Below are 16,930 nucleotides of genomic sequence, written 5' to 3' on the forward strand. Positions count from 1 at the left end.
GCGCGCGGCCCGCCCGCTCAGTCCTCGATGACCCGCGCGGCGATGTCCGTGCGGTACTGGCCGCCCTCCAGGCCGATCTTCGCGATGGCCTCGTAGGCGCGCGCGGTCGACTCGGCGAAGGTCGTGCCCAGCGCGACGACGTTGAGCACGCGGCCGCCGGTGGTGACCAGGCCCTCGTCGGTGCGTCCGGTCGCGGCATGGGCGACGTGCACGCCCGGGACGGCGGCTGCGGCATCCAGCCCCGACAGCACCCGCCCGGTGATCGGCTTCGCCGGATACCCCTCGCTGGCGAGCACCACCGTGACGGCGGTCGCCTCGGCGAAGGCCGGCTTCGGGTGGTCTTCGAGGTGGCCGGATGCCGCGGACAGCAGCAGCGCGGACAGTGGATCGACGAGCCGGGGCAGCACCACCTGGGTCTCGGGGTCGCCGAAGCGCGCGTTGAACTCGATGACCTTGACGCCCTGCTCGGTGAGGATGAGGCCGGCGTAGAGCAGCCCGATGAACGGCGTTCCCTCGGCATCGAGCCGGCGGATCACCGGCTCGGCGATCGTGTCGGTGACGAGGTCGACGAAGGCGTCCTCCCCGCCGAAGCGCTCGAGCAGCCAGGGGAGGGGCGAGTAGGCGCCCATGCCGCCGGTGTTCGGGCCCTCGTCGCCGTCGAGCAGGCGCTTGTAGTCCTGCGCGGGACTCAGCGGCAGCACGTGATCGCCGTCGCAGAGGAAGAACAGCGACACCTCCGGGCCGGCCAGGTGCTCCTCGATCAGCACCGGCGCCTCGGCGAGGTACTGCTCGGCGTGCGCGAGGGCGGCGTCGCGGTCCTCGGTGACGATGACGCCCTTGCCCGCCGCCAGGCCGTCGGCCTTGACCACGTACGGGGCGCCGAACTCGTCGAGGGCGGCGGCGACGTCGGGCAGGGTGCGCGCGTGCACCGCGCGGCCGGTCGGCACACCCGCGGCATCCATCACCCGCTTCGCAAAGGTCTTCGATCCCTCGAGCTGCGCGGCCGCCTTGCCCGGGCCGAACACCGGGATGCCGCGCTCGCGCAGCGCGTCGGCGACGCCGGCGACCAGCGGAGCCTCGGGCCCGACGACGACGAGGTCGATGTGCTCGTCGTTCGCGTAGGTCGTGACGGCGGCGGGGTCGTTCGCGTCGAGCGCGACGACGACCGCGTCCTGCGCGATGCCGGCATTGCCGGGCGCGGCGAAGATCTCGTGCGGCGTGCTCTCCTCGCGCAACGCGAGGATGATGGCGTGCTCACGGGCGCCCGCGCCCAGGACCAGGATTCTCACGCGTCCAGACTAACCGGGGCGGTCACGCCGCGGTGTCGACGGGGCGCAGATGACGGGCGGGATCGAGTCGGTCGAAGGTCGCGGTGCCCACATAGAACAGGCCCCGCTGTGGCAGCCAGATGTCACCGAGGTGCGTCTGCGGCCGCAGGGGGCCGATCCTGCCGAGCTCGGTGCCGTGCCACGTCGCCTGCGCGTCGGAGATCGGCCAGACGAGGCTCGGCACGGCCTGAAACCACTGCCCGTTGGGGGCGAGGCCGCGCAGCCGCACGCGGCCCGCGCGCAGCATGAGCCCGGCGGCGGCGCCCATGCCGGCCAGAAAACCGTTGTCGGCCCACATCCGGTCGGGGACCACTGCGGCCATGGCGCGCATCAGGCGCGTCGCGGGGCGGTCGCCCAGCGTGATCGTCCACTCGAGCTCGCCGGCGATGCCGACGTGGATCGTCTCGGCATCGAGCCACTGTGCGTCGATGCGCTGCGGGGCCGGAATCTCGGCGGCGGCCGACGACAGATAACGGGGGCAGCTCTGGTCGGGCGGGGCCGTGGTCTGGATCGTCCACTGTCCCGACGGCGCGCGTACGTAGACGGCGCGGTAGGGCGGCCCGATGGTGGTCGCCGCCCAGCATCGCAGCGCCAGGCACCAGCCGCTGCGGAACGGCAGGCCCATGACCCCCCATCCGACGAAGCGCTCCTGATCGCCGGGAGGCAGCTGGGGGAGAAGTTCTGCGGCGCTCGCGGCCGCGCGTGCGCTCCAGTGCATGATGATCGACCTCCTGCGGCGCGCACGGTGCGCGCCGTCTGAGAACAGAATCGGTCGGATGCCGCGGGCACGGCATGGGGCGGATGCCCCGGGTTCCCTGTTCGTCGGCCGCGTCACTCGCGGGTGTGCGGGAACTCCTCGGCCAGACCGTGATGCACGGCGTACAGGCCCGCGCCGACGCGATTGGTCACGCCGAGCTTCAGGTAGATGTGCTCGACGTGGTTGCGCACGGTCTTCTCCGAGAGGTGCAGTCGTGCGGCGATCTGCCGGTTCGAGAACGCGCGTGCCATGAGTCGCAGAATCTCGACCTCGCGGCCGGTCAGGCCGTCCGGCCACGGCGAGCGGCGGTGCACGGGTTGACCGAGCGCCGCGATGACGGCGTCCACCGCCTGCGGATCGAGGCGCCCCGCCCTCGCCTGCTCGCGCAGACTCTCGGCGATCGCCGCGTCGGAGAGGGGTGCGCGGTGCGGTCTGCCTTCGCGCCAGGTGTGCGCGCAGTCGGCGGTGGCGAGGATGCGCTGCGCGGTGGTCAGCTGCTCGCCGCTCAGCCCGTGTGGATAGCCGGAGCCGTCGAGCCGCTCGCGGTGCGCCGCGGCCAGGGCAGCCTCGGTCTCGAGCCCGGGCACCCGCCGCAGCACGCGCTCGGACAGGTAGGGGTAGAGCCGAAGGCGCTCCCACTCCGAGGCAGAGAGGGCCGTCTTCTTCTCCCAGATGGCGTTGCTCACACCGATGCGACCGAGATCGTGCAGGTGCCCCGCGCGTCGGAGGTGCTCGATGGCCGTTCGGTCGAGGCCGCTGCGCCGGCCCGCATCCACGGCCAGACCGGCGACGCCGCGCGAATGCCCGAGCGTGAACGGGCATTTCGCATCGGCGAAGTCGCCCGCGGCCGTCACCAGGTGATCGAGCTGCTCGGCGTCGAGGATGCGATCGCCGTCCGGGGCCTGATCGAGCGCGGCCGTCCACACATCGTCGATGGCTGTGATTCCGGTCCAGTGGTCGGCCTCCGCCAGGAACGCATCGGCGATCCGGGGGTCGAACTGGGTGCCCCGCCGCGTCCGCACCATGTTCCGGCAGGCGTCCGGTCCGTGCACGCGCAGCCACACCTCGGCGATATCGGCCACCTGGGCGACCCGCATCTCGATCGCCAGGTCCGTGCCGTGGATGCCGCGCGGCGCGCCCTTGCCGTCCCAGCGCTCGAAGGTGTCGCGCAGTGCGGTGGCGACGCGCGCGGACAGCCCGATCTCGGCGGCCAGCGCCGTGGCCGAGCGGCAGTGCGAGCGGATGACCGCGACCAGTTCGCGCCCCGACGTCGCGAACAGCGTGGTGAGGCCCCATGCGCGTTCGACGGGGGGACGACCCCGGCCCACCTGCCGCAGCAGCAGCCGCGCGAACGGAAGCCCCGTCCACTCCACCGCGTAGCTGGCGGCGCGGGCTTCGATGTCGTCGCCGAAGATGCCGGCGTACTCGTGCGAGTCGGCGTGGCATCCGATCCATGACACGAGCGTCGCGTAGTACACGGTGGCGCGTTCGGTTGCGTCGAGGCCGATGCGGTCGGCCAGGGTCGTGGCGATCAGCGCTGCGCGCAGCATGTGGTCCATGGGCTGCCCCAGGCCGATGTCGATCGCGGTCGAGAGGGCGGCGAGCATCTCTGCCCGTCGCAATCGTGTGCGTGGTGCCGCGGGTTCGATGTCCATGGCTTCCCGCCGAGGTGGCGAACGGAATCGCTTCATTGTCTCAGCATCGACATCGTCTGCGCAGGGCTCCTGCGTTCTTGCTCGCGGAATCTGGGGCGCTTGCCCCACGAACGCGCCCCGGTGAGCGCCGCAGAATCGGGGTGCGGCGGCCCCGTGGGGGACCGCCTCGAAGAGGAGGCGATCATGAGCACGACGACGACGGTGGATGCCGTCGATGAAGAGGCACTGATGGAGTTCGTGTTCCGTGCAGTCGGTGAGGTGGGGGCGGCGATGAACTGCACCCTCGTCGTGATGGGGGACAAGCTGGGGTGGTATCGCGCCCTCGCCGAGGTTGGCGCGATGACCGCTGCCGAACTCGCCGACCGGTGCGATACCGAGCCGCACATCACGAGGGAGTGGTTGAACGCCCAGGCCGCAGGCGGCTTCGTCGCCTTCGATGCCGCGACCGCGCGCTACACGCTGCCGCCGGAGCAGCGTGTGGCGCTCGCCGACGAGACCAGTCCGTTGTTCCTGCCGGGACTGTTCCAGATCGCCGACGGCACGATGCGCGGTGCGCCCGAGGTCATCGCCGCGGTCCGCGACGGCGGTGGCGTCGGATGGGACGAACGCAACGTCGACGTGCACGAGGGATGCGAGCGCTTCTTCCGCCCGACCTATCGCGCGCACCTGATCCGTGACTGGTTGCCGGCCCTGGGCGCGGTCGTCCCGAAACTGCAGTGGGGTGTCCGCGCCGCCGATATCGGATGCGGATACGGCGCGTCGACGATCCTGATGGCGCAGGCCTTCCCGGCATCCCGGTTCACAGGAACCGACTTCCACGCGGCATCCATCGATGTCGCGCGTGGGCGCGCGGAGGCTGCGGGTGTCGGTGATCGCATCACGTTCGAGGTGCGCGCGGCCGATGAGTCACCGGGAACGGACTTCGATCTGATCACGATGTTCGACTGCCTGCATGACATGGGCGACCCGTCTGCGGCGGCGAGGGCCGTGCGGGCGAGCCTGGCCGAGCACGGCACGTGGATGATCGTCGAGCCCGCCGCGGGCGATCGTGTCGAAGACAACCTGAACCCGGTGGGACGCGCCTACTACGGATTCAGCACGCTCCTGTGCACGCCGTCGTCGCTGGCACAACCGGGCGCGGCGGCGCTGGGTACGCAGGCCGGGCCGGCGCGCATCCGCGAGATCACCGAGGCCGCCGGGTTCACCGGGTTCCGTCTCGCGGCGCAGACGCCCTTCAACAACGTCTTCGCGGTCACGGTGTGAGGGGCATCCTGGCCCGCTCCGGTGGGGCCGTGAGTGGATGCCGCGGATTGCGGCGCCCGCTCACCCCTGGGGCGGGCCGTACGAGAGGCGGTCGAAGATGAGCACGTTCTCGGCGATCAGGCCGTCGCGCACGGTGAACAGCTCGGCGGCGGGCGTCGTGGCGGTGGCTGCGGTCTGCGGATAGTAGAAGAGCGCGACCCGGTCGCCGTCGGCGAGGGCGGCGATGTCGCCGATGCCGGTCAACCGTGGGGCGAACCCGGCGAGGAACGCGCGGTAGGCGTCTTTGCCGTGCAGGTCGCCGCCGGGCGCCCGGCACGAGATGTCGTCGGCGACCAGGGCCATGGCGGTCTCGATGTCGCCGGTGGTCCAGGCTCGGTGGTACTGCTGCACGATCTCGGACGGGGATGCTGCGGACATGACGTCTCCTTCGTCGGATGCGGTGATCGGAGGCTAGTGCACAGACCTCGCCGCGCATAGGGGTTTCTGTGCTCTGACGGGTGCCGTTGCGCCCGCCGCCGGGGTAGCGTGGCCGCATGGCCCGCAAGATCTCCACGGAGGATGGCAGAGCCGCGCTCGCCGGCGTCCGCAGCGGCGACCCCGAGCGGACGGACCTGGCCACGTCCGTCCGTTACCTGCTGCAGCTGCTCGCCGAGAAGGCGCCCGGGCACACGGTCGAGGTGCGCGTGCCGCCGTTCGGCGCCGTGCAGATCATCGAGGGGCCGCGGCATACCCGCGGAACGCCGCCGAACGTCGTCGAGACCGACCCCATGACGTGGATCTCCCTCGCCCTCGGCACCCAGCAGTGGCAGGATGCCGAGGCATCCGGCCGCGTCCTCGCCTCCGGCGTGCGCGCCGACATCTCGGACCTGCTGCCGCTGCGGCCCTGAGCGCACGCTCCGGTGCGCGGAGCCCCGCTTCAGCAGTCGAGAACTGCAAGCCGTGGCGTCGTCTGGCCGCAGAAATTGACTGCTCAACGGAGTGATCAGAGTTCAGCAGGCGCTTTCTGCGACGCGTCGCGCAGGGGAACTGCAGAAGCCGACTGCTGAACGAGGGGACGCGGACCGGGATGCCGCGGCCCGGCCATGCGCAGAACGCCGAGGCTGCGGCATCCCGACCTCCGACCGCGGGGCGGCCAGGCGGTCAGCCCTCCACGCGCTGCGCGGTGATCACGACGTTGTCGTACGACGGGCCGCCGCCGGGGCGTTGCAGACAGGTGATGACGACGAGGCGGCCGGGCTCATCGGCCCAGACCGCGGCGTCGTCGGCGATGTCGGGCTTGGTGATCTCGCGGGAACCGGTGACCGCGTACGTCGTGCCGCCCACCTCGATCTCGTCGCCGGTGTGCACGCGCGCCGACGCCTCGGCGACGTCGATCAGGTAATTGCCCGGACCCACCGCGCCGTCGCGCAGCGAGTGCATGACCACGAACACGGTGCCCTCGGTCGCCGCCTCAGGCGTGACACCGAGGTCGCGCACCACGTACGCCGAGGTGAAACCCGGCGGGGTGATCTGGCCGTCGGCCGGAGTCATCGTGCCCAGGGGCACGTCGAGTCCGACGGCGGGCACGGCGAAGCGCGCGCCTGTGTCGTCGACGGGATCCATGGTCGCGCGCTGCGCGGGTGCGGGCGCGGTGCCGGGCTCGAGTGCGACGGCGTTGCCGGCGAGGTCGTGCAGGGCGCCGGCTGACGCATCGTGCGGCCAGGCGAGCGCGACGACGCCTGCGGCGACGAGTGCGACGCCGGCGACCGCGACGGCCCAGCGCGCGCCGCGGGGGAGCGTGCCGGGTCGGGATGCCGCGGCATCCGTCGTCCGCCGATCGTTCGTCGTCATCGGGCCTCGACCATCCGTCTTTCGCCGCCGCTTTGCCAATTCACTTAGGTAAGGCTAGCCTTAACCGCTGTTGGGCTCAGCGCTTACTCAGGTAAGGCTAACCTCAGTCCCAGTTTCCCGCGAATCGCCCGGCCCTGCGGAGACGGTTCCACAGCGAAGGAGTACTCGATGCGACACCACTCGAGCTGGTGGCGAAAGGCGGCTGCGGGCGTTTCCGCCGCCGCGCTGGCGCTCGCCGGCATCGCCCTGACAGCGCCGGCCTACGCCGACGACGGACCGACCCGCGTGACCACCGTCAGCGTGACGTCGGCATCCCAGGCCGACGGCCTGACGCTGCACGTCAGCGGATCGGGCTACACCGATCTGCCGGCCGCGGTGGGTGGCCCGAGCGTCGGGAGCGTGTATGTCGCGTTGCGTGACGTGACCACGACCAACGACGACATCAACAACGACAACGGCGAGGCCCTCGGCACGACCTTTGTGCGTTCGATGGTCGACGGCGTCTTCGCGATCGACATGACGATCGCGACCAGCGCGCTGGACCCTGACGCGAAGTACGAGATCATCGCGTGGTCGGCGCACGGCATCGTCACCGATGCATCGCTCGTCGCGACCGAGCCGTTGACCCTGAGCGCAGCGCAGCGCGAGGCGCTGTTCCCGACGCCGGAGCCCGAGCCGACACCGGAGCCGACGCAGACGCAGACGCCGAAGCCGCAGCCGGTCACGACGGTCGCGGTCACCGCTGCGACCGCCGACGACGGCCTGAAGCTGCACGTCACCGGCACCGGCTACACGGACCTGCCGAACGCGTCGACCGGGGCACCGGCCGCGGGGCTGTACGTGGCGTTGCGCGACGTGACGACGACGGATGAACAGGTCAACGCGAACCCGATGGGCGGTCCGGCGACGGCGTTCGTCCCGAGCGCCCTGATCAGGGGCGGCGCCTGGTCGGCGGACCTGACCGCGGCCGTTGCGAAGCTTGACGCGAAGGCCGAGTATGAGGTGGTCGTGTGGGTCGCCCATGGCAACCTGACAGCCGACACTCTGCTCGACACGAAGGCCGTGGCGCTCTCCGACGCGCAGCTGGACGCGCTCTTCCCGTCCGACCCTGAGACGAACCCGGGCGAGACCGACCCCGGAACGACGGAGCCCGGCGAGACCGACCCCGGCCAGCCGTGGAACACGACGGCGACGGTCACCTCGGCTGCGGCCGACGGCCTGACGCTGCACGTCACCGGCACCGGCTACACGGACCTGCCCGCGGCATCCACCGGCAAGGCGTCCGCCGGTGTCTACGTCGCGCTGCGTGACGTGACGACGACGGATGCCGCGATCAACGCGGACCAGTCGCTCGCACCCGCTGTCGGCTACATCTGGAGCGGTCTCATCAAGGACGGCGCCTGGTCGACCGACCTGACCGCACCGGTCTCGAAGCTCGACGCGAACGCCGAGTACGAGGTCATCGTGTGGGTCGCGCACGGCACGATCACCGCCGACACCCTGCTCGACACGAAGCGCGTCGCACTCAGCGACGCGCAGCGCACGGCGCTGTTCGGCTCCGGCTCTACCGAACCCGGCACCACCGACCCCGGCACGTCCACGCCGGGCACCACGACGCCGGGCACCACGACGCCGGGCACCACGACGCCGGGCACCGGCGGCCCGACGGCGTCGATCTCGGGCGGGTCGACCGTCACGGCCGGCGGCACGCTCGTCGTGAAGGCGACCGGGTTCGCCGCGGGCGAGCGCGTGCGCGGCACCGTCCACTCCGACCCGGTGTCGCTCGGCACGAAGACGGCGTCGGCGGCGGGCGCGGTGACCTTCCGCTGGACGGTTCCGGCCGGCTTCGCCGCCGGCGCCCACACGGTGGTCCTCACCGCCGCGAGCGGCACCGTGACGGTGCCCTTCACGGTGAAGGCGGCCGCGGCATCCACCACCCTCACTCCCACCGCGCAGGTGACCTGCACGGTGCAGAAGGTGCCGGCGACGACCGGCACCCCGCACCTGAGCTGGGGCGTGAAGTCGTCGTTCGTGAGCTACATCGGCGGCGGCATCGCCAACGGCACGGTCACGACGGCGAACGGTGCGGCGCGCAGCGGCGGCACGTTCACGTGGGGTGCGGGCTCGGGCAGCGTGAGCGGAACCCTGAGCTTCCCGGGATCGGTGCACTTCACCGGCCACGACGGCGCGCTCGACACCACGCTCTCGAACCCGCGCGTGCGCATCACCGGCTCGAACACCGGGGTGCTGGTGCTCGCGGTGAACTCCAAGAGCATGGAGGGTGGCACGGTCACGGGCAGCGCGATCGAGTTCGCGACGGTGCGGTTCTCGTCGCTGTCGTCCAGCGGCGGCACGGCCTCGGTGACGCTGACCGCGGCGGGCGCGAAGGCCTTCGCCGGCTTCTACTCGGCCGGTGAGTCGATGGACGCGCTGACGGTCTCGTTCTCGGGTGCCCGCGCCGCGACCACGCAGCAGGTCTGCGTCGACGCCGACGGCAACCGGGTCAACCCGGACGGCACGCCGTACACCGGTCCGTCGCTGACGGCAGCCGGCTACGCCGTGAACACCGGCGGGATGCCGGTGGCCGAGGCGGGCGCCGGACAGTGGGGGTGGATCCCGCTCGTAGCGGGCCTGCTGCTGCTGACCGTGGTGATCCGCCGCACGGCGGCACGTCGATAGAACGCCGAGGCGGGGCACCGGTGATCCCGGTGCCCCGCCTGCGGCATGGTGCACGGAGGTGCTCATGAAGAGAGTGCGCGCGACCGCGCTGATCCTGACCGCGGCACTGCTGACCGCCGGGTGCGCGGCGGCGCCCGGGGCGCCGGCGGAGACCGTCTCGCCCGCGTCGACCGCGACGGCTGCGGCATCCGGCGCCGTCGACGCGCTGTCGCTGACGGGCCCGGTCGAGGCCGAGACCATCGCCGACATGCACGCCCTCGTCACCGACGCGGCACCGCAGCTGCCCGCGGCCGTCACCGACGCGGAGGGCGCGAAGATCACGGTCGCGAAGGCCGACCGGGTCATCGCCCTCGACCTCTACGGAACCCTCACCGACACCGTCATCGGCCTCGGACTCGAAGACCGGCTCGTGGGCCGGGCCATGTCTGACACGCAGGCCGCGCTCGAGGACCTCCCCGTCGTCAGCCGCGACGGCATCGATCTGAACGTCGAGGCGGTGCTCGACCTGCACCCCGATGTGGTGCTGACCAACACGACGATCGGCTCGGCCGCCTCGTACCGGCAGCTCGAGGCGGCGGGCGTGACCGTCGTGCGGTTCGCGCAGGCGCCGCACCTGAACGACATCGACGCCGCCATCGCGCAGGTGGGCGCGACGTTCGGAATGGGGGATGCCGCGCAGCAGCTGATCGACGCGACCGATGCCGCCCTCGCCGACGCGCGCGCCCGCATCGCCGAGCTGAAGGCGGCCACGCCGCGCGCCCCGCGTGCCGCCGTGCTGTACGTGCGCGGCACCGGCGGCGTGTTCTTCATCATGGGTTCGGACTACGGGGCGAGCGACGTCATCGAGGCGCTCGGACTGGATGACGCGGCCGGCGATGCCGGGATCACGAGCCTGAAGCCCGCGAACGCCGAGTCGCTCGTCACGCTCGACCCCGAGATCATCCTCGCGATGAGCGCCGGCGTCGAGTCGGCCGGGGGAGTCGACACGTTCCTGAAGCGCCCCGGCCTGTCGGCGACGACGGCGGGGGCGAACCGGCGGCTCGTCATGGCCGCCGACAGTCAGCTGCTCTCGTACGGGCCGCGCACGCCGCAGAACCTCGTCGCGCTCGCCGAGGCGATCTACACGGACGCACCGTGAGCCGCCTCGAGACACCGGTCGCTCCGCGAGCGCAGCGAGACGAAACGAGCCCCGCGGGCGCGCAGAACGCCGTGCCCGCGGCATCCACCCCTCTCCCGCGTCGGTCGAAACGGGCGGTGCGCGCGGCGATCGCGGCGGCGGTGCTGGGCGTCGCCGTGCTCGGCGTCGTGCTGCTGTCGGCGACCGTCGGCCAGTTCGCCGCGACGCCGGGCGAGGTGATCGACGCGTTCGTCGGTGTCGTGTTCGGCGGCGCCGACCCGAACGCCACCCGCGCCGGAGCGGTGCTCTGGCAGATCCGCTTCCCGCGCGCGGCGCTCGGGCTGCTGGCTGGCGCGTGCCTCGCCGTCGCCGGCGCCGTGATGCAGGGCGTGTTCGCGAACCCGCTGGCCGAGCCCAGCATCATCGGCGTGAACTCCGGCGCTTCGATCGGGGCGACGACGGTCATCGTCTTCGGGTTCGCGGCGGCGGCGCCGTGGATGCTGCCGATCGCGGCCTTCGCCGGAGCCATCGTGGTCACGCTCGTCGTGTGGGCCCTCGCGCGCACCGGGGGCAAGGCGGCCGTGCTCACGCTCGTGCTGACCGGCATCGCGATCAACGCGATCTCGACGGCGGTCACGAGCTTCCTCATCTTCCTCGGCGACACCTCGTCGCGCGAGCAGGTCATCTTCTGGCAGCTGGGCACGCTCGCCGACGCGAACTGGCCGGCGGTCGCGATGATCGCGGGGGTCTTCGTGCTCGGGTTCGCCGGATGCCTGGCGATCCGCCGCCCACTCGACGTGCTGGCGCTCGGCGACACGTCGGCGGCGGCCAGCGGCGTGCACGTCGAGCGCGTGCGGATCGCCGCCATCCTGCTCTCGTGCCTGCTGACCGGCGTCGCCGTGGCCTTCGGCGGCATGATCGCGTTCGTGGGCCTGATCGTGCCCCACGCGCTGCGCCTGATCGTGGGCCCGTCGCACCGCCACCTCGTGCCGCTGTCGGCGCTGGGCGGTGCGGTGCTGCTGGGCCTGGCCGACATCGCCGCGCGCACGCTCGTGCCGTTCGCCGACCTGCCGATCGGCATCTTCACCGCGCTCGTCGGCGGGCCGCTGTTCCTCGTCCTGCTGCGGCGCACGCTGCGCGGGCAGGGGGCACGCGCATGACGAACCTCGTCCTCGACCACGTCTCGGTGCGCATCGGCGGGCGGCCGATCGTCGACGATGTGACGCTGGATGCGGCATCCGGCCGCGTCACCGCCATCATCGGGCCCAACGGTGCCGGCAAATCGACGCTTCTGGGCGCGGCGGCCGGCCACCATCGGCCGCACAGCGGTCGTGTGCTGCTCGCGGGGCGCGAGCTCGGCCGCATCCCGGTGCGCGAGGCGGCCCGGATGCGTGCGGTCATGGCGCAGGACAGTGCCGTGGCCTTCCCGTTCACGGTGCGTGAGGTCGTCGCGCTGGGCCGCACGGCATGGCCGAGCGACCCGGCGGCCGACGACCGGATCGTCGCGGGGGCTTTGGAACAGGTCGGCCTCGTGCACCTCGCCGAGCGCGAGATCACGACCCTGTCGGGCGGCGAGCGGCAGCTGGCGGCCCTCGCGCGCGTGATCGCGCAGGCGACGCCTGTCGGCTCCGAGTCGGTGATCCTGCTCGACGAGCCCACGGCGGCGATGGATGTCGCGCACGCCGAGGCCACGCTCGGCCTGCTTCGCGCCCTTGCGGCCGCCGGCGCGGCGGTGGTCGTCGTGCTGCACGATCTCGACGCGGCCGCCGCCTATGCGGATCGGCTCGCGCTTGTGCAGCACGGCCGCATCCGCCTCACCGGCGCGGTGGACGAGGTGTGCACCGCGGAACTGCTGAGCGAGGCGTACCGCACCCCGATCGAGGTGTTCGAGTACGGCGGGAGGCTGCGCGTCGCGCCGGCGCGCGGGGCGTCCGTCGTCTCGGCGACGGGGTTCTCGGATCTCAGCAGTCGAGAACTGCAGGTCGGGTCGCCGTCGGGCCGCAGAAACTGACTGCTCAACACCGGGCCCCGATGTTCAGGCCCGCGGCATCCCGACCCCGCTCACAACCAGCGGTGAGACAATAGGCGCATGGCCGAAGAGGCGGACAAGCCCGCACACTCCGCTCCCACCGAACTGATCGAGGAGAGCACCGAGACCGTCAGCGTGCGCCGTGCACCGAAGATGCTCGTGTTCCTCGTGCTGGGGGCGGCCGTCGGCGTGCTCGCGGCGCTGATCCTCACCTACGGCTTCGGCGTGTTCGACGAGACCGGCGCCGAGCAGAGCGCCTACAGCGCGGTCAGCTACACGAGCGGCCAGGTCTTCGGCTTCCTCGTGCTGGTGTGCGGCGTCGTCGGCGTCGCCCTCGGCGGTGTCGTCGCCCTCATCCTCGAGCGCACGGTCGGGCGTCGCACCCGTCAGGTGCAGGTCGGCCGGGAACGCGTCACGACCGTCGACTGACGCGCGCTGCGTCACGCCCCCGCGTCACGCCAGGCGTCACGCCAGGTCGGCGATGATCGGGTGGATCGCGGTATCGAAGGCCGCGACATCCTGCCGCAGTCCGTCGGTGACCGCGACGGTGAGCGCGCCGATCCACCACACGCCGCGCTGCGTGAGCGGCAGCACCTGCACGTTCAGCTCGAACGGGTGCGCGCGCCGGCCCACCTGACGCTCGTGCTCAGCGATGGCGCTCGCATAGCCGCGGTAGGAGATGCCCGGGTTGGCGATCTCGGCCTTTTTATACCGGGCGATCATGTCGGCCGACAGGGCCAGGGCCTCTTCGGCGTGCGGCGCGATCGCCCGTCGCAGCTCGGTGAAGCCGGCCGGCAGCGCCACGAGCGTGTCGAAGCCGTCGACGAGCTCGAGCGGCACCTCCGACGGGTGCGCCTGCGGCTCGACGGTCATCTTCCAGTACGACGTCCACTGGCGTTCGAGCGCATCCTGGGCATCCGGGCTGCGATCGTTCTCCCGGGGAGGGATGCCGCGCAGGTACGGCAGCTCGGCGGGCGCGCGCACACCGGCGAGCTGACGCAGGCACAGCGCGAGCAGGACGGGGCGGTCCGCGCTCTCGCGGATCACCCACCCGGGGTCGTCGCTGTGCATGCCGCCATTGTAGGGCGGGCGCGCGCTCCAGGACCGGGCTGATCGGGCCTTCTCGTCCGCGGGGAGGCGCCCTGGTCATCCGGCGTCTGCACAGGCACCGCCCGGGTAGGCTTGTGCCGTGGCAGCGACCCCTTCCGCCAACCCCTACGCCCGAGCCGGAGTCGACACCGCCGCGGGTGATCTCGCGGTCGAGTTGATGAAGTCGGCCGTCAAGCGCACCCATGGGCCCGAAGTGCTCGGTGGCGTGGGCGGATTCGCGGGCCTCTTCGACGCCTCCGCACTGCTCGGGTACACGCGTCCGCTGCTCGCGTCGAGCACCGACGGCGTGGGCACGAAGGTCGCCATCGCGCAGGCGATCGACAAGCACGACACCATCGGCGAAGACCTCGTCGGCATGGTCGTCGACGACATCGTCGTGGTGGGCGCCAAGCCCCTCTTCATGACCGACTACATCGCCTGCGGCAAGGTCGTGCCCGAGCGTATCGCCGACATCGTCGCGGGCATCGCTCGCGGCTGCGAGCTGACCGGCACGGCCCTGCTCGGCGGCGAGACCGCCGAGCACCCGGGCCTGCTCGGCCCCAACGACTACGACGTCGCGGGGGCGGCGACCGGCGTGGTCGAGGCCGACCGCATCCTGGGCGCCGAGCGCGTGCGTCCGGGTGACGCGGTGCTCGCCCTGGCCTCCAGCGGACTGCACTCCAACGGCTACTCGCTCGTGCGCCACATCGTCTCGGGCGCGGGCATCGCCTACGGCGATCACAGCGCCGAGCTGGGCGCGACCTGGGGCGAGGCCCTGCTCGAGCCCACCCGCCTCTACACGACGCCGCTCCTGAAGCTCGTCGAGAAGTACGGCCGCGGCATCCATTCGCTCAGCCACGTCACCGGCGGTGGCATCGCGGCCAACCTCGCGCGCGTGCTGCCTCAGGGCACCTGGGTCGACCTCGACCGCGCGACGTGGTCGCCGGCACCGGTGTTCCGCGTGCTCGCCGATCTCGGCGGACTCGACCTCGTCGACACGGAGGGCACCTGGAACCTCGGGATCGGGTTCCTCGCGGTCGTCGACCAGGCCGTGGCGACGGATGCGGCATCCACCCTCGCCTCTGCCGGGATCGACACGTGGCAGGTCGGGGTCGTCGCCGACGGTGAGCGGCCGACCGGAGACTTCGAGCAAGGCGCCAAGGGCGTCGACGGCGGCGCGGTGCGCCTCGTCGGCGCGTATCAGGAAGACGGGGCGAAGTAAGACCAGATGTGCGGCATCGTCGGCATGGTCGGGCGCGGCCCGGTCAACCAGGACATCTACGACTCCCTCCTCCTGCTGCAGCATCGCGGGCAGGATGCCACGGGCATCGCCACGACCGAACCCAACGGCGTCATCCACATGAGCAAGGGCCAGGGGATGGTGCGCGAGAGCTTCCGCACCCGCGACATGCGCTCGCTGCTCGGCAACGTGGGCCTCGGCCACGTGCGCTATGCGACGCGCGGCGCCGCCTCGAGCGAAGAGGAGGCGCAGCCCTTCTACGTGAACTCGCCGTACGGCATCGTGCTCATCCACAACGGCAACCTCACCAACACGCGTGAGCTCGCCGACGAGATGGCGCACCGCGACCGCCGGCACCTCAACTCGTCGAGCGACACCGAGCTGCTGCTGAACGCGCTGGCCAGCGAGCTGCAGGAGACCACGAGCCCCGTCGACCTCGAGCCCGAGCGCATCTTCGACGCCGTGGCCCGCACGCACGCGCGCATCGAGGGCGCCTACGCCGTGATCGCGCTGATCGCAGGCTATGGACTGCTCGCGTTCCGCGACCCGTTCGGCATCCGTCCGCTCGTGCTGGGCCGCCGCAGCGCGGGCCTGGCCGGCGACGAGTGGGTCGTGGCCAGCGAGTCGCTCGTGCTCGAGAACGCCGACTACGAGATCGTGCGCGAGATCGAGCCCGGCGAGGCCGTGTTCATCACGAACGACGGCGAGCTGCACTCGCGCCAGTGCGCCGCCGACCCGCAGCTGGTGCCCTGCTCGTTCGAGTACGTGTACCTGGCGCGGCCCGACTCGGTGATGAACGGCGTCTCGGTCTACGACGCGCGGCTGCGGATGGGCGCGAAGCTCGCCGCCACGATCGCCAAGCACACCCCAGTCGACGAGATCGACGTCGTCATGCCGATCCCCGACTCGTCGCGGCCCGCGGCGATGGAGGTCGCGCGCGTGCTCGGCATCGAGTACCGCGAGGGCTTCTACAAGAACCACTACATCGGCCGCACGTTCATCATGCCCGGGCAGGCCGTGCGCAAGAAGTCGGTGCGACAGAAGCTCAACGCGATGTCGAGCGAGTTCGTCGGCAAGAACGTGCTGCTCATCGACGACTCGATCGTGCGCGGCACGACGAGCAAGCAGATCATCCAGATGGCACGGGATGCCGGAGCCGCCTCGGTCACGTTCGCATCGGCCGCGCCTCCCGTGCGTTATCCGCACGTGTACGGCATCAACATGCCCTCGGCGCGCGAGCTCATCGCGCACGGCCGCACGATCCCCGAGATCGCGCTCGAACTGGGCTGCGACCACCTCGTGTATCAGGAGGTCGACGACCTCAAGGACGCCATCATCGACAGCTCGGACCTCACCGATCTCGACATGAGCTGCTTCGACGGCCGCTACATCACCGGCACGGTGACCCCCGAGTACCTCGCTTGGGTCGAGGGCGCGCAGGAGAGCTGAGCCGGGCAGCCGGCCACCCTCGGGCCCGGCCCGCGGCATCCCGACTCTCCGCTCGCGCCCCGCGGACTCACAGCCCACGTTCGAGGTCGGTTGTTAGCGTCGGCTCATGTCGGCTGCTTCCGCTCCCACCGGAGAACTCACCCGGATCGTGCGGACGGATGTCGTGGCCGTCGAGAGACCCGCAGGTCCCGTGCGCCGCGGTCTGCGTCGTGCTCGCCGGTGGCTCTCGCGTCACCCGCAGCTCGAGCGCGGCTACCGCATCGGCATCGCGGTGATCGGCACGCTGCTCGTCCTCGGCGGACTCGTGCTCGTGCCGCTGCCCGGCCCGGGATGGCTCGTCGTCTTCGCCGGTCTCGCGCTGCTGGGCACCGAGTTCGTGTGGGCGCACCGCTTCTCGGGCTGGCTGAAGCGACAGCTCGCCCGGTTCTGGGCGTGGTGGAACGCACGCCGCGACGCCCGGCGCGCACGCCGGGCCGCGACGGCCGCGCGCTGAC

The 16,930-nt window shown here is 71.8% G+C and carries 16 protein-coding genes; 10 read left to right on the forward strand and 6 right to left on the reverse strand.

Features of this window, described 5'->3' with window-relative positions; genetic code table 11:
• Positions 1-17: 17 nt before the first annotated feature.
• The 3 genes from purD to ABMQ42_RS02440 all read right to left on the reverse strand — a co-directional run bounded on the left by purD (position 18) and on the right by ABMQ42_RS02440 (position 3,740).
• The gene (gene purD / locus ABMQ42_RS02430) at positions 18-1,289 is read right to left on the reverse strand and encodes a phosphoribosylamine--glycine ligase (protein WP_349721140.1); all 1,272 of its coding nucleotides are present in this window, start codon (positions 1,287-1,289) and stop codon (positions 18-20) included.
• A 22-nt stretch (positions 1,290-1,311) separates the two neighbouring features.
• Complete coding sequence (locus ABMQ42_RS02435) at positions 1,312-2,046, reverse strand: hypothetical protein (RefSeq protein WP_349721141.1); 735 nt, start codon at positions 2,044-2,046, stop codon at positions 1,312-1,314.
• A gap of 113 nt (positions 2,047-2,159) precedes the next feature.
• Positions 2,160-3,740 carry an HD domain-containing phosphohydrolase gene (locus tag ABMQ42_RS02440; protein ID WP_349721142.1) on the reverse strand — a complete coding sequence of 527 codons (1,581 nt, stop codon included), beginning with the start codon at positions 3,738-3,740 and terminating at the stop codon, positions 2,160-2,162.
• Positions 3,741-3,923: 183 nt separating this feature from the next.
• On the opposite strand from ABMQ42_RS02440, the gene ABMQ42_RS02445 reads away from it, so the two are divergent.
• The gene (locus tag ABMQ42_RS02445) at positions 3,924-5,003 is read left to right on the forward strand and encodes a class I SAM-dependent methyltransferase (RefSeq protein WP_349721143.1); all 1,080 of its coding nucleotides are present in this window, start codon (positions 3,924-3,926) and stop codon (positions 5,001-5,003) included.
• Between the two features lie 60 nt (positions 5,004-5,063).
• On the opposite strand, the gene ABMQ42_RS02450 is transcribed toward ABMQ42_RS02445, so the two are convergent.
• Positions 5,064-5,420 carry a nuclear transport factor 2 family protein gene (locus ABMQ42_RS02450; protein WP_349721145.1) on the reverse strand — a complete coding sequence of 119 codons (357 nt, stop codon included), beginning with the start codon at positions 5,418-5,420 and terminating at the stop codon, positions 5,064-5,066.
• A gap of 116 nt (positions 5,421-5,536) precedes the next feature.
• Here ABMQ42_RS02450 and ABMQ42_RS02455 point away from each other — a divergent pair, with 116 nt between their 5' ends.
• Positions 5,537-5,890, forward strand: a complete 354-nt coding sequence (locus ABMQ42_RS02455) for a sterol carrier family protein (RefSeq protein ID WP_349721146.1) — start codon at positions 5,537-5,539, stop codon at positions 5,888-5,890.
• Positions 5,891-6,143: 253 nt separating this feature from the next.
• Here ABMQ42_RS02455 and ABMQ42_RS02460 read toward each other — a convergent pair whose 3' ends face one another.
• Positions 6,144-6,833: a class F sortase gene (locus tag ABMQ42_RS02460; protein ID WP_349721148.1), complete on the reverse strand. Its 690-nt coding sequence runs from the start codon at positions 6,831-6,833 to the stop codon at positions 6,144-6,146.
• Between the two features lie 168 nt (positions 6,834-7,001).
• On the opposite strand from ABMQ42_RS02460, the gene ABMQ42_RS02465 reads away from it, so the two are divergent.
• From ABMQ42_RS02465 to ABMQ42_RS02485, 5 genes are all read left to right on the forward strand, one after another.
• Positions 7,002-9,512: an HtaA domain-containing protein gene (locus ABMQ42_RS02465; protein ID WP_349721149.1), complete on the forward strand. Its 2,511-nt coding sequence runs from the start codon at positions 7,002-7,004 to the stop codon at positions 9,510-9,512.
• Between the two features lie 64 nt (positions 9,513-9,576).
• Positions 9,577-10,650 carry a heme/hemin ABC transporter substrate-binding protein gene (locus tag ABMQ42_RS02470; protein WP_349721150.1) on the forward strand — a complete coding sequence of 358 codons (1,074 nt, stop codon included), beginning with the start codon at positions 9,577-9,579 and terminating at the stop codon, positions 10,648-10,650.
• On the forward strand, positions 10,647-11,789 hold the full coding sequence (locus ABMQ42_RS02475; protein WP_349721152.1) for a FecCD family ABC transporter permease: 1,143 nt from the start codon (positions 10,647-10,649) through the stop codon (positions 11,787-11,789). Before ABMQ42_RS02470 ends, ABMQ42_RS02475 begins: the two co-directional genes overlap by 4 nt.
• Positions 11,786-12,640 carry a heme ABC transporter ATP-binding protein gene (locus tag ABMQ42_RS02480; protein ID WP_349721154.1) on the forward strand — a complete coding sequence of 285 codons (855 nt, stop codon included), beginning with the start codon at positions 11,786-11,788 and terminating at the stop codon, positions 12,638-12,640. The genes ABMQ42_RS02475 and ABMQ42_RS02480 overlap by 4 nt, the downstream gene beginning before the upstream one ends.
• 78 nt (positions 12,641-12,718) lie before the next feature.
• Complete coding sequence (locus ABMQ42_RS02485) at positions 12,719-13,087, forward strand: potassium transporter Trk (RefSeq protein WP_349721156.1); 369 nt, start codon at positions 12,719-12,721, stop codon at positions 13,085-13,087.
• Between the two features lie 36 nt (positions 13,088-13,123).
• On the opposite strand, the gene ABMQ42_RS02490 is transcribed toward ABMQ42_RS02485, so the two are convergent.
• On the reverse strand, positions 13,124-13,729 hold the full coding sequence (locus ABMQ42_RS02490; protein ID WP_349721158.1) for a zinc-binding alcohol dehydrogenase: 606 nt from the start codon (positions 13,727-13,729) through the stop codon (positions 13,124-13,126).
• 118 nt (positions 13,730-13,847) lie between these two features.
• Between ABMQ42_RS02490 and purM the strand changes: the two genes are divergently transcribed.
• The 3 genes from purM to ABMQ42_RS02505 all read left to right on the forward strand — a co-directional run bounded on the left by purM (position 13,848) and on the right by ABMQ42_RS02505 (position 16,929).
• Entirely contained in the window at positions 13,848-14,969 is a 1,122-nt protein-coding gene (gene purM / locus ABMQ42_RS02495) for a phosphoribosylformylglycinamidine cyclo-ligase (protein WP_349721159.1), read from the forward strand.
• Positions 14,970-14,975: 6 nt separating this feature from the next.
• Complete coding sequence (purF, locus tag ABMQ42_RS02500) at positions 14,976-16,436, forward strand: amidophosphoribosyltransferase (protein ID WP_349721160.1); 1,461 nt, start codon at positions 14,976-14,978, stop codon at positions 16,434-16,436.
• Between the two features lie 106 nt (positions 16,437-16,542).
• Entirely contained in the window at positions 16,543-16,929 is a 387-nt protein-coding gene (locus ABMQ42_RS02505; RefSeq protein WP_349721162.1) for a TIGR02611 family protein, read from the forward strand.
• Position 16,930: the final 1 nt, after the last annotated feature.

The organism is Microbacterium sp. KR10-403 (assembly GCF_040196215.1).
Lineage (GTDB): Bacteria > Actinomycetota > Actinomycetes > Actinomycetales > Microbacteriaceae > Microbacterium.

Coding starts and splice junctions, on each gene's coding strand:
- ABMQ42_RS02460 (WP_349721148.1), bottom strand. CDS start 6,833: ATGACGACGAACGATCGGCGGACGACGGATGCCGCGGCATCCCGACCC.
- ABMQ42_RS02445 (WP_349721143.1), top strand. CDS start 3,924: ATGAGCACGACGACGACGGTGGATGCCGTCGATGAAGAGGCACTGATG.
- ABMQ42_RS02480 (WP_349721154.1), top strand. CDS start 11,786: ATGACGAACCTCGTCCTCGACCACGTCTCGGTGCGCATCGGCGGGCGG.
- ABMQ42_RS02435 (WP_349721141.1), bottom strand. CDS start 2,046: ATGCACTGGAGCGCACGCGCGGCCGCGAGCGCCGCAGAACTTCTCCCC.
- purF (WP_349721160.1), top strand. CDS start 14,976: ATGTGCGGCATCGTCGGCATGGTCGGGCGCGGCCCGGTCAACCAGGAC.
- ABMQ42_RS02440 (WP_349721142.1), bottom strand. CDS start 3,740: ATGGACATCGAACCCGCGGCACCACGCACACGATTGCGACGGGCAGAG.
- ABMQ42_RS02455 (WP_349721146.1), top strand. CDS start 5,537: ATGGCCCGCAAGATCTCCACGGAGGATGGCAGAGCCGCGCTCGCCGGC.
- ABMQ42_RS02505 (WP_349721162.1), top strand. CDS start 16,543: ATGTCGGCTGCTTCCGCTCCCACCGGAGAACTCACCCGGATCGTGCGG.
- ABMQ42_RS02470 (WP_349721150.1), top strand. CDS start 9,577: ATGAAGAGAGTGCGCGCGACCGCGCTGATCCTGACCGCGGCACTGCTG.
- ABMQ42_RS02490 (WP_349721158.1), bottom strand. CDS start 13,729: ATGCACAGCGACGACCCCGGGTGGGTGATCCGCGAGAGCGCGGACCGC.
- ABMQ42_RS02465 (WP_349721149.1), top strand. CDS start 7,002: ATGCGACACCACTCGAGCTGGTGGCGAAAGGCGGCTGCGGGCGTTTCC.
- ABMQ42_RS02450 (WP_349721145.1), bottom strand. CDS start 5,420: ATGTCCGCAGCATCCCCGTCCGAGATCGTGCAGCAGTACCACCGAGCC.
- ABMQ42_RS02485 (WP_349721156.1), top strand. CDS start 12,719: ATGGCCGAAGAGGCGGACAAGCCCGCACACTCCGCTCCCACCGAACTG.